The sequence below is a fragment of the Fluviirhizobium alvei genome (assembly GCF_030551875.1).
In the GTDB taxonomy this organism is placed as follows: domain Bacteria; phylum Pseudomonadota; class Alphaproteobacteria; order Rhizobiales; family Rhizobiaceae; genus Rhizobium_E; species Rhizobium_E alvei.
In genome coordinates, this window is the sequence record NZ_JAUOZU010000012.1 from 33,515 (window position 1) to 48,514 (window position 15,000).

Sequence of the window (15,000 nt, forward strand, 5' to 3'; positions counted from 1 at the left end):
GACCGCGCTTAGCAGGAACGGCGGGCTGTGGGAAGCGGAGCCAACTCAGGAGGCTGTGAAAGCCGCAGATATCCAATCCACAAAGGCGCGCGCGGGCGGCGAAAGCGCTTCGAAGGACCTGGCGATAAGAAAATAGGCTCCGCAATTGACCTCCGCTGCGAACGGCGCAACGAGCGCACCCGAGGCGAGCTCGCCGTCGATCAGCCGGGGATCGAAGAGTGCCGCACCATGGCCGCGCAAAGACGCCGAGAGCGCCATACCGCCATCGGCAAACACCGTGCCCTTTTCCGTCGGCGGCTCGACGCCGATGCTGCGGAACCAATCGCTCCAGCCGCTGCGGTTTTCTTCATGGAGAAGCGGTGCTTTCACAAGATCACCGGGCAGCGCCAATCGACGATGCGCCAGAAAGGCCGGGCTCATCACCGGCCGGCACTGTGTGTCGAGTAGCGGCATTGCCTCGACCCTCGGCCAGGAAGTCGGTCCGCGGCTGTGGCGAATAGCGAGATCCAACGCGCCACCGCGAAACTCGACAAGGCGCGGATCGGCGTCGATCTCGACTTCAATCTCGGGCCGACTATGGCGAAACTCCTGAATATGGGGAGCGAGCCAGAGGGCTGCGAATGTGGGCTCGGCACTGACTTTCACCGAGCCGGACAACTGCGCACCGGCATCCGAAAGAGCGGCATCGATCCGATCAAAACTCTGCGTCACTTCGGAGAGCAGCGCGCGGCCTTTCTCGGTCAGCACGACACCGCGATGAATACGGGTGAAGAGCGGCTGGCCGATAAGCCCCTCGAGTTCGCGGATCTGGCGGCTGATCGCCGCCTGCGACACATGAAGCTCTTCCGCCGCTCGTGAAAAGCCGCCAAGCCGGCCGGCGGATTCAAAGGCGCGCAAGGCGGTCAAAGGCAGGCGGGCGCGCTTCATGGCTTCCATAACCTCAAGTTATCCGAGGCGTCGACTATAGTCGTTTGAGCCGCTGCCGCAACCGGCAGATAACACTGGCGAAAGGAGAAACGCCATGTTCACTGCCATTCTGGACATCCTGATGGAAACCACCCGCCTTCTGACTTTTACCGCTCCTCGCCCGTTGCCGGAACCGATGCCGCCTCGTGAGCCGTCATCGCAGGGCGGAGCCGTGGACAAGTGATCTGCGCAAGGCAATCGATAGAACCCTGGGGCCCGAAAGCCTATTCGCCTGGCCTTGCCCGGTTGCGAACCACCGTCACCGTACAGGGGGCATTGGCCGCGACTTCGCCCGAAACCGACCCGAGAAGCGTCCGCATCGTGGAGGCAGCGCGGGCGCCCATGACGATGTGATCGACATAGTTCTCGCGTGCATATTCGAGAATGGCATCTGCCGGCTTGATGGCCTCGATGACATGGTAGGTGATTGCGCCTTCGGCAAGTCCGAGCGGCGCCGCCCAGGCTTTCAGTTCCACAAGCCGTTGGACGTGGATGTTGTTGCCTTCCTCGTCCAGCGTTGCATCCAGGCTGATCCGGTTGATCTTCAACACGTTGATGCAGGCGATGCGGGCGTTCGGCGTCTTTTCGATGATACGGCTGGTGGTCAGCCTGAGCAGATCGGCAAGATCGGCGGCGCTATCCTTGAGGTCGATGGCGACAGCCACGATGGGCGCCGACGATAGCTGGTTCTTCGATTCCTTCGGCTTTGCCATCTCGATCGGCTCGGGATTGAACCGTCGACGCAGAACGGTCGAGAGCGGGTCCTGTCGCATCTTTTCGGCGCGGGCGGTCAGCTTCACCTGCGACAGGTACTGAAGATCGACGGCCAGCTGGGCCGCGGTCGGATAGCGCCAGAGCGGATTGACCTCCAGGCAACGCAGGATGATTTCCTGCAAGGCTGGCGGAATATGCCGGTCTATACCGCGGGGCGGCACCGGATCGCGCCAGAGCCTGCGCTTGAGACCCTTCAGTCTCTGCGGGTCGCCGAAGGGACGAATGCCGGTGACGAAGAAATAGAGAAGGACACCCAGGGCGAAGAGATCGCTGCGGTAGTCGCTGCGGTTGCCGAGAACCTGCTCGGGCGCCATGTAGGGCGCCGTGCCATAGGGCAGACGGAACTCCTCATCCATCAGGTCCGGCAGATCGTTGTGCCGCGCAAGACCATAGTCGATCAGCACCACGTCGCCATTGTCGCGGAACATGATGTTGGACGGTTTCAGATCGAGATGGACGACATGCTGTCGATGGAGATCCGCAAGCGCCATGGCGATTTTTGCGCCGAGCGCCGCCACTTCCGCCGGCGGGCGTGGCAATGTCTCGATCATCGGATAAAGCGATTTTCCCGGCAGGACTTCCATGACGATATAGGGCTGGACGGCGAAATCGCCATTGGCGACGAAGCGCGGCACATGCGGCCCTTCGAGCCTTGGCAGGATCATCTGCTCCATTTCGAAAGAGACGATCGCGGCCGGATCATCCCCCTCCCCGATCAGCGGCACCTTCATCAGGATTGGGAAGTCGATATCAGGTCGCGTCACCGACCACAGCCGGGCCATGCCGCCGGAATGGATAAGCTCGCCGACTTTGAACCCATCTATTTCCGCGCCAGGCGCAATTTTGCGGTTGGCCATGCGTCACCTTCCCTTCAGGAGGCGCGAGGAAAGGGCATCCGGAAGGCCCGCCTGGCGAATTTTCTCCGCCGCCTTCTCCACATCGTAGGCAGCGCGCATGAATGTGAGGTTGCGGCTTGTCGTGTCATAAAGCGCCCAGGAAGCCGAAGGATTGTCGTCGCGCGGCTGGCCGACTGAACCGACAACAGCCAGCCACCGCCGTTGCGGCAGAAGCGGAATGGCGATGCCGGAAACCGGGGAAAAGGCGGTGATCTTGCCGGTGCCGGCGAGGCTGTAGAGGGCCGGCACATGAACATGGCCGCAGAAACTCACCGTCTGGGACGTGCCGTTGAAATGGCGTTCTGCGGTCTCGATATCCCGCACATAGCGCCAGCGATCAGGGGCAGAGCCATCGGCGTGCACATAGAGCCGATCCTCCTCGGCCACCTGCAGGGGGAGTTGCGCGAGAAAATCGCGCAGTCCGGAATCGATCTGGTTCTTCGTCCAGTCGATTGCGATCTTGGCAACAGAATTCATGCCCGTGTCAGCGATGGCTGCGGCCTGATCGTGGTTGCCCCGCAGGACGACCGCACCTGCGGCCGCCAGATCCCTCACCTTGGCAGCACACCATTCGGGATCAGCCCCATAACCGACGATATCGCCAAGAATGACGAGCTTTTCGGCACCCGCGCGCGCCGCTGCCGCCAGGCAGGCCTCGAACGCCTCGCGATTGGCATGGATATCCGTCATCAAGGCAATCAGCATGGCTGATGCCTTCCACCACGATGGATCATGGACACTCCTCCCGTCGTCCTCCAATGCAACCATAGCATCAGCGCCACGGTCGGGCCATTAGCCGGAAGGCGTATCGATGCCAAACGGCAATTGTCTTTCGTCAAGGACCAGACATGCGAAAACGGCGCCCGGATCGGACGCCGTCTTTGATACGATCTATTGAGGGCTTCAGGCGACGGGTGCGCCGTAGGCATTGTCCTGCGGCTCCCCGGCTGTTGCATACCAGTAGATCAAGAGGATCGGGCCGACGATCGGCACGAGCGCGATAAAGATCCACCAGCCGGATTTGCCCTTGTCGTGCAAACGGCGAACGGAGACGGCGAGACCCGGAATGAGAAGTGCCAGAGCAAAGAGGATCTGCAGCGCGGGCATGCCGAAGACCATATTGTCGATCAGGCCAAGTACGGCAGACACGATGAAGTTGAAAAGAACAAACCACCAGAATTCGGAACGTGCGGCGCGGCCGTTGAAGTCGGCATATTTCTTGGTGATGACGGTTGTGACGGCTTCGGTGAAGTTCATTGGAATCCCCCAATTGAAGATGATCATACTGGCAAGGCACATGCTCGCCGGCTATTCCTGAACTGAACGAAAGAAGGGCATGTTTTATTCGCCAGGAGAGAGTGGTCTTTTTTCTGACGATTGCCAAGTCTCATCCGGTGCTTTCGGACACCCGGTCACTCGCACCGCAACGAAATGCAAAAAGCCGGGTCTCCCCGGCTTTCCGATGATCAGCGACTGAAGTCCGATAAACTATTGGGCAGCCGCAACGTGCTGGTGCAGTTCGCCCATGCGGTTCCAGGCATCGAGGCCGGAAATCTTGTAGGCCTCGGCCAGGGTCGGATAGTTGAAGGTGTTTTCGACGAAATAATCGACCGTGCCCTTCAGGTTGAGAACCGCCTGGCCGATATGGATCAGTTCGGTCGCGCCTTCGCCGACGATATGGACACCCAGAAGACGTCGCGTCTTCAGCGAAAAGATCATTTTCAGCATGCCGTTGTCGAGGCCCATGATGTGGCCGCGCGAGGTCTCGCGGAACCGGGCGATGCCGCATTCATAGGGAATGCCGCGCGCCTTGACCTCTTCCTCGGTCAGGCCGCAGGTCGAGATCTCCGGCACGGCGTAGATACCGTAGGGAAAATACTGCGGCGGATCGGATGCCGGTGCACCGACAGCATGACGGGCGGCGATGCGGCCCTGCTCCATCGATGTCGATGCCAGGCTCGGAAAGCCGACGACATCGCCGGCGGCATAGATTCCCGGCACATCGGTCTGGAAGGTCTCGGGATTGACCTTGATGCGGCCGCGGCTGTCGGCTTCAAGCCCACAGGAGGACAGGTTGAGACTGTCGGTCGCTCCCATGCGGCCGGCGGCGTAAAGCACCATGTCGGCGGAAATGGCGCGCCCGTTATCGAGCGTCACGCGACAGCGGCCAGCCGGATCCTTTTCGACCTTTTCGGCTTTCTGGCCGAAAAGCAGTTTCATGTTGCGGTCGCGCAGCTGGTAGGAGAAGTCCTCGACGATTTCCTTGTCGATGAAATCCAGCATGGTGCTGCGCGGCTCAACGACGGTGACGGCGGTGTCGAGTGCCGAAAAGATGGTCGCATATTCGATGCCGATGACGCCAGCGCCGATGACGATCAGCGACCGGGGAATCTCCGTGATGTCGAGAAGATCGTCGCTGTCGAGGATCTGCTTGCCATCGAAGGGAATGGAGTCCGGCCGGAAAGGTCTCGTGCCGACGGCCAGCAATACCGATTGCGCGCCCACACGCATCGTCTCGCCGTCTTCCTTCTCGATTTCGATCGTATCGCGATCGATGAAGGTGGCCTTGCCCCTGATGTGGTGAACCCTGTTGCGGGCGAACTGATGTTCGAGAACCTCGACCTCATGGTCGAGCGTGATGAGAAGCCGCCGCCGCAGGTCTTCAGCGCTGATCTCCTGCTTGACGCGATAGGAACGGCCATAAAAGCCGCGTTCGCGCCAGCCCGTGAGATTGAGTGCCGTTTCGCGCAGCGTCTTCGAAGGAATGGTGCCGGTATGAACCGACACGCCACCGACCCGCGTTCCTTTTTCCACGACCAGAACCCGCTTGCCGAGTTTCGCCGCCTGGATTGCCCCCCTGCGGCCTGCCGGACCGCTGCCGATTACCACGAGATCGTAATGGTTCATGATGCCGCCCCGCCAAAGTCATGAAGAATCATGCTGCACTGCAAGATTATCGTCGCGAAGTGTAGCAGATCAATCTTATCGATTTGGTTACTGTGAATCGGTTGGCGTTCCAGCGTTGAAACCCACCGTTTCGAGCCCTTTTGCGACTTTTTACTGGAGGAGCTTGAATTCCAGCATGAGATTGCGCTCGAGCAGGGAGTGATTGTCGTCGGAGGTCACGATCAGATGCAGCGCACCATCGTCCGTCCGAAAGGCATCCAGCCCCTCCATATTGTCGATCTGATGCGAAAAATCGGCTTCGAGCAGGACTTCGCCGTCAATCAGCGCGTCCGGCTTGACATCGGCGATCGAGAATCGCCGGATGCGCATGCCGATGCCGGATTTCAGACCGAACTTGCGTTCGAGCAGCAGAAAGGTGCCGTCATCGAGCACGACACCATCCGTGACATCATAGTCGCCACTGCGCCTGACGCGGAAATTGCCCTTGAGCGGTCCGGAGTGGATGCCGGCGACGAAGTTGCCCTTCTCATCATAGGTGCGCTCGGCAACGAAAAACAGGGAACCGGCCAGAGCGCTATCCGCCGGCGCGGCCAGCAGCGCCTCGATTCCACCGTTGCCCCGCAGCTTCACTCCACCCGTGACCGGCCTCTCGGAAGCGACAGGGGCAGAATCTTCAAAGCCGGGATAGGGATAGGCGAGGATGCGATGATCGCGCTCGAAGCTGACATAGATCCGGTCTCTGGCAAGCACCATGCCCTCGGCATCCATGCTTTCATGGTCCTGTCTGGCGCTATTGGTATCGGGGACCATCGTGTGGATCGCAAACGTGCCAATGCCGCTCAGACGCCCCTGCGGATCCCTTTCGATCCGGCCCGTCGCCCAGTGGCCGGTATCCATGATCGCAATGAAATGTTCTCTGTCAGGCAGAAGCCGAATGGAGGAGATCGCCCCCAGTTCGCCGCCCGTGGTGGCCATCACCAGACCGCCGAGAAACTCAAGCTTGCCGAAGCGCGGCCCGGCGCCCTGCTTGAAGGTGTCGAGCACCATCGACTTGACCGGAATTTCCACACCGTCCTTGCCGGCCTGATAACCGAAGGCGACCGGATAGGTCGCTCCAAACACCAGGAACGGCAGAAAAGCGGCCAAAGCCCAGGCTTTCCGTCTCAACAAGGCGTTTCCTTCCGTTGACTGTCGGAACGGCAGATATTCAGGCGCGACGACGCGCCTTGCCCCGCGGGGCCTCCGCTTCATCGGCAAACAGGGCCGCCAGCTGTTCTGTCATAGCGCCGGCCAGTTCGTCGGCATCGATGATGGTAACCGCCTTGCGATAATAGCGCGTGACATCATGACCGATGCCGATGGCGAGCAGTTCGACAGGCGACTTGGTCTCGATTTCCTCGATGACCGCCCTCAGGTGACGTTCGAGATAGTTGCCCGGATTGACCGACAGCGTGGAGTCATCCACCGGCGCACCGTCGGAGATCATCATCATGATCTTGCGCTGTTCCGGCCGGCCAAGCAGACGATTGTGCGCCCAGATCAGCGCCTCGCCATCGATGTTTTCCTTGAGCAAGCCTTCGCGCATCATCAGGCCGAGATTGCGCTTGGCCCGACGCCAGGGCGCATCCGCCGATTTATAGACGATGTGGCGGAGATCGTTGAGGCGACCGGGCGCAACCGGTTTGCCGCTGGCGAGCCATTTCTCGCGGCTCTGACCGCCCTTCCAGGCCTTGGTGGTGAAGCCGAGAATTTCGACCTTCACGCCGCAACGCTCAAGCGTGCGTGCCAGAATATCGGCACAGGTAGCCGCAACTGTGATCGGGCGACCGCGCATGGAGCCGGAATTATCGATGACCAGGCTCACGACCGTGTCGCGGAAATTCGTATCCCGCTCCATCTTGAAGGACAGAGGCTGCATCGGATCGATGACCATGCGCGTCAGGCGAGCGGTATCGAGATAGCCTTCCTCGAGATCGAAATCCCAGGACCGGTTCTGCTGCGCCATCAGGCGGCGCTGCAACTTGTTGGCTAGCCGGCCGACCGCGCCCTGAAGATGGGCAAGCTGCTTGTCGAGGAAGGCACGCAGCCGATCGAGTTCGGCTTCGTCGCACAGTTCGTCGGCAGAGATCTCTTCATCGAATTCGACGGTAAAGACCTTGTAGTCGACCTTCTCGTTGAGGTCGGACAGCGGATTGTTCGGACGCTTGACCTCACCGGGGGTCTCGGAATCGTCGTCCGTTTCCTCCATCAGATCGTCGTCGGACATTTCGGCGCCGTCAGTCTCGCCCTCTTCCATTTGCTCGTCGGCAGACTGGTTTTCTTCGGAAGGCGCTTCCTCGGTGCCAGCCTCGTCCTCGGCGGCATCCTCATTCTCTTCCTGGCTGCGCGGCTGTTCCTCGTCCGTCGTCTCTTCCTGCTCGTCCGGCTCCTGGCTCTGCTCGCTGATATCCTCGGCGAGATGCATCGATGACAGCATGGTACGGACGATGCGGGCGAAGGCTTCCTGATCCTCGATCGCGTCCTTCAGCGAGCCCATATCCTTGGCGGCCGTATCGCTGAAGAATTCGCGCCAGAGATCAAGCACCTGGCCTGCCGCTTCCGGCGGTCGTTGACCCGTCAAAGCCTCGCGCACGAACAGCGACATCGCCTCTTCGATCGGCGCTTCCGACCGTTCGGAGATCGCGCGGAAATTCGACTTGGCATATTTATCGGCCTGCATGGAGCCGAGATTCTTGGCCATGCCGGCCATGCGGTTGGCACCGATGGCTTCGACGCGCGCCTGTTCGACGGCGTCATAAATGGCGCGGGCATCTTCGCCCTGCGGCGCAAACTGCGTATGGATGCGCTCATCATGGCAGGCACGGCGCAGCGCCATGGAATCGCCCAGACCGCGAAGAACGGCCAGTTCGTGCTGACCGGGCTTCTTGGACAACTCTGGCAGCCGCATGCGATCGCCAGCCATGCCGGGCTTGTCGTTGGCGAAGGCAACCTCCACCTCCGAACTGCCGGCGACAGAGCGGATACAGCCGGTCAATGCACGACGAAACGGCTCCAGATCAACCGGAGCGCCTGGCCTCGCCTTCGAATTGTCGCCTGCACCGGCCATTCTGTCTTACCCCTCAGGCTCCGAGAACCAGATTGGCAGCGCTTTCCTTGAGCTCGACGCCAAAGACACGCTGATACTGTTCGGCAACCAGCGCACGCTCGAGATCGTCGCACTTGTTGAGGAAGGTCACGCGGAACGCAAAAGCGACATCGCCGAAGATCGCTGCATTTTCGGCCCAGGTGATGACGGTACGCGGGCTCATGACGGTCGACAGATCGCCATTGATGAAGGCCGCACGGGTGAGTTCGGCAACGCGCACCATCTTGGCAACCGTGTCGCGACCCTTTTCATTGCCGGACAGTTCCTTGACCTTGGCCGCGACGATGTTCACCTCATGCTCGAATGGCAGATAGTTGAGCGTGGTCACGATCGACCAGCGGTCCATCTGGGCCTGGTTGATCTGCTGGGTGCCGTGATAGAGACCGGTCGTATCGCCGAGGCCGACGGTGTTTGCGGTCGCGAAGATGCGGAAAGCCGGGTGCGGACGGATAACACGGCTCTGGTCGAGCAGCGTCAGGCGACCGGAGGCTTCCAGAACGCGCTGGATCACGAACATGACGTCAGGGCGACCGGCATCATATTCGTCGAACACAAGCGCGACATTGTGCTGGTAGGCCCAGGGCAGGATGCCGTCCTTGAATTCGGTGACCTGCTTGCCATCCTTTAGAACGATCGCGTCCTTGCCGACGAGATCGATACGGCTGACATGGCTGTCGAGGTTGACGCGGATACAGGGCCAGTTCAGGCGCGCGGCAACCTGTTCGATATGGGTGGACTTGCCGGTGCCGTGATAGCCCGACACCATGACGCGTCGATTGTGCGCAAAGCCAGCCAGAATGGCGAGCGTCGTATCGCGATCGAACAGATAGTCCGGGTCGATATCGGGGACGTGGGCGTCGGTTTCCTTGTAGGCTGGCACGCTGATATCGCTATCGATGCCGAACACCTCCCTGACAGAAACGGTCGTGTCGGGGAGCTTGGCTATTTCGAGATCCATCTTTGTCATCATTTCTCCAGCGCAGCCTGGGGAAGGCCACCGAAAATCACTGGTTTTTCCTATCGCGGCTTTCTAGCAAAAGCCAGCCTGTTTGAGCAACTGATACGCTTGAATCACGGCCCGGAAGCGTTCTTCAGAGCCACGATCGCCCCCATTTGCGTCAGGGTGGTGTTTCTTGACCAGTTCCTTGTAGCGCGACTTGATGTCGCTCGACGTTGCACTGGCCGGAAGTTCGAGCGTTTCGAATGCCTTGGTTTCGAGCGGCTTGAGCCGTCGTTGCCGGGGTTCCTGCTGGCGGCTTTCATTCATCCGCCAACCGGCAAAGCCGAACGGATCACGCATCTTGGCAGCGCCGGCGCGGGCCTGGTTCTGCGCCGGGCCCCATTTGGCATTCTTGTTGACGCCGATGGACCAGGTGGGGCGATGGCCGGTGATCGCTTCCTTCTGGTAGCGCGCGACATCATTGTCCGACAGGCCGGAGAAATAATTGTAGCCCTTGTTGTATTCCTTCACATGCTCGAAGCAGAAAATGAAATACTGGCCTTCGGCATTGCGGCCGACAGGCGCACGATGAACGCCAGGCTGCTCGCAGCCGTCCCACTGACAGCGCGGCTTCTGCGGCGGCTCTTCCGCCCGGGTGGCCTTGCGCCGGGTGCGGATAGAATCGAAATATTTGGAATCCAGTTTCATGGGACCATTATGGGATTTGAGACTTCGCGCTTCAAGAATTGACAATCAGGAAAGTTACAGGCTTTGTGGGCCCCTTTTTTTGAAAGAGAGACCATGACGCTTCAGGACAGGATCACCGCCGCACTTCAGGCCGAATTTGCACCAATGCAACTTGAAGTCATCAACGAGAGCCAGCACCATGCCGGCCACAACCGCGAGGCGGCCGAAACCGGCCAGACACATTTCCGCATTCGTATCACCAGCCCGAAACTCATGGGCCTTTCCCGCGTCAACCAGCATCGGGCGATCAATGATGCCCTGAAATTCGGCTTCGACGAGGGGCTGCACGCGCTGGCAATCGAAATCGGGAAAGACTGAAACTGTCCGTCAGGCGACGTCCCAGTAGCAGGTAAACTTCGGATCGAACACCGTCACCGGGCCCGCCCCGGTTTCGATCCGGGCCGGATAGGACACTGCCGATTCGTGCTTGACCAGCGTGATCCTCTCCTCATTCGCCGGCAGACCGTACCAGGCCGGCCCGTTGAGCGAGGCGAACGCTTCCAGTCGGTCGAGTGCGCCCTCTTCCTCGAAGACATGCGCCAGGCAGGACATGGTGTTGATCGACGTGAAGCAGCCGGCACAGCCGCAGGCACATTCCTTGAGTGGATCCACATGCGGCGCCGAATCGGTGCCAAGGAAGAATTTCGCATTCCCCGATGTGGCCGCCTTGCGCAGTGCCTGACGGTGATGTTCGCGCTTGGCGACCGGCAGGCAGTAATAGTGCGGGCGAATGCCGCCGACCAGAATATCGTTGCGGTTGATGATCAGGTGATGGGTGGTGATCGAGCCGGCGAGATTGGCCGATGAGCCCATGATGTAATCGACCCCTTCCCTGGTCGTTACATGTTCCATCGTTACCTTCAGTTCTGGCAGTTGCTTCCGCAACGGGTCGAGCACAGTCTCGATGAAGACGGCTTCGCGGTCGAAAATGTCAACGTCCGGGGTCGTCACTTCTCCATGAACGCAGAGCGGCAGGCCGATCTTCGCCATCCGCTCGAGAACCGGCATGGCCTTGGTCATGTCGCGCACGCCCGAATGCGAATTGGTCGTCGCACCCGCCGGGTAAAGCTTGACGGCGGTGATGAGCCCCGACCGGTGCGCCTGCTCGACATCGTCCGGATCAGTTCCTTCGGTGAGGTAGAGCGTCATCAGCGGCTGAAAGCGCATGCCATCCGGAAGGGCAGCGACAATGCGGTCGCGATAGGCGCTTGCGTCGGCGGCGGTAACCACCGGCGGCACGAGATTGGGCATGATGATGGCGCGCGCGAAGTGGGCGGCCGTGTAGGGCAGAACGCCCTTGAGCATGTCGCCGTCGCGCAGATGCAGATGCCAGTCGTCGGGGCGCCGGATCGTGATCGATGTCATTCTGAACCTCCACCGCAAGGAATGTGCGCATGCCAATAGCGCCAGAGATCCGGAGACGCAACCGCGCGCCGGAGTTTTGATCGCAAACCAAGCGGATGCGGCGCTATTGGCAAAAAAAAGCGGGCGACACGAAGGTCGCCCGCAGCCGCATCTCCTGGATCGTATCAGGCCGCTATTGCTTCTTGGGGAGGTTTCATTGCGCCGGTCATCAGCGCCACGGCATCCGACATCGAATATTCCTTCGGATTGATGACGCAGAGACGTTTTCCCAGACGATGGATGTGAATGCGATCCGCCACTTCGAACACATGCGGCATGTTGTGCGAGATGAGGACGATCGGCAGGCCGCGCGAGCGGACATCGAGGATCAGTTCCAGCACCTTGCGGCTTTCCTTGACGCCAAGCGCTGCCGTCGGTTCGTCCATGATCACGAGTTTGGAGCCGAAGGCCGCGGCCCGCGCAACGGCGACCCCCTGACGCTGGCCGCCTGAAAGCGTCTCGACCGCCTGGTTGATGTTCTGGATCGTCATCAGGCCCAGTTCGGTAAGCTTGTCGCGGGCAATCTTTTCCATTTTCGGACGGTCGAGCATCCGGAACATCTTGCCGAGCATGTCCGTCCGGCGGATTTCACGGCCGAGGAACATGTTGTCGGCAATCGAGAGCGCCGGTGACAGAGCAAGATTTTGGTAGACCGTTTCGATGCCGGCATTGCGCGCTTCCATCGGCGAGCGAAACTGTACCGGCTGGCCACCGAGGCGAATTTCGCCTTCATCGGGCGTCACAGCTCCGGAAATCGCCTTGATCAGCGATGACTTTCCGGCACCGTTATCGCCGATCACCGCGAGGATTTCACCGGGATAGAGATCGAAATCAGCCTGGTCGAGAGCGGTGACCCGGCCATAACGCTTGACCAGGCCACGGGCGGTAAGAATGGGTTCCTGTGTCATCAGCCTGCTACCTTTCTGATCCACTGGTCGACGGCCACGGCCGAGATGATGAGAGTGCCGGTGAGGAAGACCTTCCATTGCGGGTCAGCGCCGAGCATGTTCAATCCCATCGAGACTACACCGACGATCATCGCCCCGATGAGCGTGCCGAGGATCGAGCCGCGGCCACCAAAGAGCGAGATACCGCCAATGACTGCTGCAGTGACCGATTGCAGATTATAGTCGGTCACGGCTGCTGAAGGCGAAATCGATCCGTTGCGCCCGATCGAGACCCAGGCGGCGATGGCAGCGATCACACCGGCCAGCGCATAGGTGCTGAGCAGGACCCGATCCACACGAATGCCTGCGAGTTCGGCAGCGTCCGGATCATCGCCCACCGCATAGAGATGGCGCCCCCAGGCAGTATGATTGAGCGCATACCAGAGGCCCAAGACGAGGATAACCATGAGGATCACACCGAAGGTGAAGACGGCAGATCCGATCTTGAAGCTGGTACCAAAGAAATGCAGCATCGAGGCGGCGGCGGTCACATCGGCCTCACGGATGGTTTCGTTGGCCGAATAGATGAAATTCGACGCCATGACGATGTACCATGTGCCGAGCGTGACGATGAAAGGCGGCAGCTTCATCTTGGCGACCAGAAAGCCGTTGAGGATACCGCATAGGCCACCGACCACGAGACCCGCGGCAACCGCAACGGGCGCAGGCATGCCATAGGTCACGGCCACATTGCCCATGACCACGGCAGAAACCACCATGACGACGCCGATCGACAGATCGATACCGGCCGTCAGGATCACCAGCGTCTGGGCGGCACCCAGGATGCCGACGATGGCGATCTGCTGCAGGATCAAAGTCAGCGTATAGCTCGAGAAAAATTTGCCACCGATCGAGATCCCGAAGATGAGGATCGCGGCAACGAGGACGATGAACGGCACCGCCGCTGGCGTCGAATGCAGGAAATGCTGAATGCGCCGGAGCGCCGAACGATCCTCGAAATGCGCGACAGCAGTGTCGCTCTTGTCGAGCACCTTTTCAAATTCTTGGATGCTGGCCATGATTGTGTCTCCACCCCCTAACGCGCCGTCCTGACGGTTGTTTTCGTCTGCGGACAGGTCCGTCGCGTGGTTCCCAAACTCGGAATGCGCCCCGCCGTCCGCGGGTTTCGAAGCCTGTGGCCTCTATGCGCAAACCTACTGGAAGGGCGATAAGATCGCCCTTCCGTTAGTCCATGATGACATTATCATGGTGTTCTTCAAGTCTAAATGCAGATGGGCATCAGCCCCAGCACTTGTCCGTGCCTTCCTTGACGCTGATCGAGGGCACGCCCTCGGCCGGCTTGTCGGTCACGAGCGCCACGCCGGTGTCGAAGAAGTTCTTGCCTTCGGTCGGCTTCGGCTTGGTGCCATCCTTGGCATAAGCTGCAATCGCTTCGATGCCGAGCGATGCCATCAGCAGCGGATACTGCTGCGAGGTCGCTCCGATCACGCCTTCGGCCACCGACTTCACGCCCGGGCAGCCACCGTCGACCGAAACGATGAGAACATCCTTTTCCTTGCCCACGGCCTTGAGGGCCTGGTAGGCGCCGACAGCAGCCGGCTCGTTGATCGTGTGGATTACGTTGATGTCCGGATCCTTCTGGAGAAGGTTTTCCATCGCCGTGCGACCGCCTTCTTCGTTGCCGTTCGTCACATCATGGCCGACGATACGCGGATCATCTTCGTCGCCGATCTTGTTGGGATCCTTCGGGTCGATGCCGAAGCCGATCATGAAGCCCTGGTCGCGCAGAACGTCAACCGTCGGCTGCGACGGCGTGAGGTCAAGGAAGCCGACCTTTGCGGTCTTGGCACCCTCACCCATGGTGGCTGCAGCCCACTGGCCGATCAGTTTGCCGGCCAGAAGGTTGTCCGTCGCAAAGGTGGCATCGGCTGCATCGAGCGGTTCCAGCGGCGTGTCGAGCGCGATCACGAGAATGCCGGCGTCACGCGCCTTCTTCACGGTCGGGACAATCGCCTTCGTGTCGGAAGCCGTCAGGAGAATACCCTTGGCACCGTCGGCAATGCAGGATTCGATTGCAGCGACCTGGCTGTCGGAATCGCCGTCCACCTTGCCGGCGTAGGACTTCAGCGTGACGCCGAGCTCGGCGGCCTTGGCGGTCGCGCCTTCCTTCATCTTGACGAAGAAGGGATTGGTATCGGTCTTGGTGATCAGGCAGGCGGACACGCCGTCAGCCTTGGCGCTGCCGCAGAAGGCGAGGCCCAGAGCAAGAGCGCCCATGGATGCAGCAATCATCGATTTTTTCATCGTTTCCTC

General features: G+C 60.3%; 15 protein-coding genes. 2 read left to right on the forward strand and 13 right to left on the reverse strand.

Going from position 1 to position 15,000, the window contains the following annotated elements:
* Nucleotides 1-45: 45 nt before the first annotated feature.
* On the reverse strand, nt 46-936 hold the full coding sequence (locus Q4481_RS16045; protein WP_354542203.1) for a LysR substrate-binding domain-containing protein: 891 nt from the start codon (nt 934-936) through the stop codon (nt 46-48).
* 85 nt (nt 937-1,021) lie between these two features.
* Between Q4481_RS16045 and Q4481_RS16050 the strand changes: the two genes are divergently transcribed.
* Entirely contained in the window at nt 1,022-1,150 is a 129-nt protein-coding gene (locus tag Q4481_RS16050) for a hypothetical protein (protein WP_304377416.1), read from the forward strand.
* Nucleotides 1,151-1,190: 40 nt separating this feature from the next.
* On the opposite strand, the gene Q4481_RS16055 is transcribed toward Q4481_RS16050, so the two are convergent.
* From Q4481_RS16055 to Q4481_RS16090, 8 genes are all read right to left on the reverse strand, one after another.
* Complete coding sequence (locus Q4481_RS16055) at nt 1,191-2,597, reverse strand: serine/threonine protein kinase (protein WP_304377417.1); 1,407 nt, start codon at nt 2,595-2,597, stop codon at nt 1,191-1,193.
* A gap of 3 nt (nt 2,598-2,600) precedes the next feature.
* A complete protein-coding gene (locus Q4481_RS16060; protein ID WP_304377418.1) occupies nt 2,601-3,341 on the reverse strand; it encodes a metallophosphoesterase family protein in 741 nt (246 codons plus the stop codon).
* Between the two features lie 198 nt (nt 3,342-3,539).
* Entirely contained in the window at nt 3,540-3,893 is a 354-nt protein-coding gene (locus Q4481_RS16065; RefSeq protein ID WP_304377419.1) for a DUF805 domain-containing protein, read from the reverse strand.
* A 231-nt stretch (nt 3,894-4,124) separates the two neighbouring features.
* Complete coding sequence (gene sthA / locus Q4481_RS16070) at nt 4,125-5,543, reverse strand: Si-specific NAD(P)(+) transhydrogenase (protein WP_304377420.1); 1,419 nt, start codon at nt 5,541-5,543, stop codon at nt 4,125-4,127.
* A 150-nt stretch (nt 5,544-5,693) separates the two neighbouring features.
* The gene (locus tag Q4481_RS16075) at nt 5,694-6,713 is read right to left on the reverse strand and encodes an esterase-like activity of phytase family protein (RefSeq protein ID WP_304377421.1); all 1,020 of its coding nucleotides are present in this window, start codon (nt 6,711-6,713) and stop codon (nt 5,694-5,696) included.
* A gap of 37 nt (nt 6,714-6,750) precedes the next feature.
* The gene (gene cobT, locus Q4481_RS16080; RefSeq protein WP_304377422.1) at nt 6,751-8,649 is read right to left on the reverse strand and encodes a cobaltochelatase subunit CobT; all 1,899 of its coding nucleotides are present in this window, start codon (nt 8,647-8,649) and stop codon (nt 6,751-6,753) included.
* A gap of 13 nt (nt 8,650-8,662) precedes the next feature.
* Nucleotides 8,663-9,655, reverse strand: a complete 993-nt coding sequence (cobS, locus tag Q4481_RS16085; protein ID WP_304377423.1) for a cobaltochelatase subunit CobS — start codon at nt 9,653-9,655, stop codon at nt 8,663-8,665.
* A gap of 63 nt (nt 9,656-9,718) precedes the next feature.
* The gene (locus Q4481_RS16090; protein ID WP_304377424.1) at nt 9,719-10,336 is read right to left on the reverse strand and encodes a J domain-containing protein; all 618 of its coding nucleotides are present in this window, start codon (nt 10,334-10,336) and stop codon (nt 9,719-9,721) included.
* A 93-nt stretch (nt 10,337-10,429) separates the two neighbouring features.
* Here Q4481_RS16090 and Q4481_RS16095 point away from each other — a divergent pair, with 93 nt between their 5' ends.
* Nucleotides 10,430-10,693: a BolA family protein gene (locus tag Q4481_RS16095; RefSeq protein ID WP_304377425.1), complete on the forward strand. Its 264-nt coding sequence runs from the start codon at nt 10,430-10,432 to the stop codon at nt 10,691-10,693.
* A gap of 9 nt (nt 10,694-10,702) precedes the next feature.
* On the opposite strand, the gene pyrC is transcribed toward Q4481_RS16095, so the two are convergent.
* From pyrC to Q4481_RS16115, 4 genes are all read right to left on the reverse strand, one after another.
* Nucleotides 10,703-11,740 carry a dihydroorotase gene (gene pyrC / locus Q4481_RS16100; RefSeq protein WP_304377426.1) on the reverse strand — a complete coding sequence of 346 codons (1,038 nt, stop codon included), beginning with the start codon at nt 11,738-11,740 and terminating at the stop codon, nt 10,703-10,705.
* 164 nt (nt 11,741-11,904) lie between these two features.
* Entirely contained in the window at nt 11,905-12,687 is a 783-nt protein-coding gene (locus Q4481_RS16105; protein ID WP_304377427.1) for an ATP-binding cassette domain-containing protein, read from the reverse strand.
* A complete protein-coding gene (locus Q4481_RS16110; protein ID WP_304377428.1) occupies nt 12,687-13,745 on the reverse strand; it encodes an ABC transporter permease in 1,059 nt (352 codons plus the stop codon). The genes Q4481_RS16105 and Q4481_RS16110 overlap by 1 nt, the downstream gene beginning before the upstream one ends.
* 220 nt (nt 13,746-13,965) lie before the next feature.
* The gene (locus tag Q4481_RS16115; protein ID WP_304377429.1) at nt 13,966-14,991 is read right to left on the reverse strand and encodes a sugar ABC transporter substrate-binding protein; all 1,026 of its coding nucleotides are present in this window, start codon (nt 14,989-14,991) and stop codon (nt 13,966-13,968) included.
* Between the last annotated feature and the right edge of the window lie 9 nt (nt 14,992-15,000).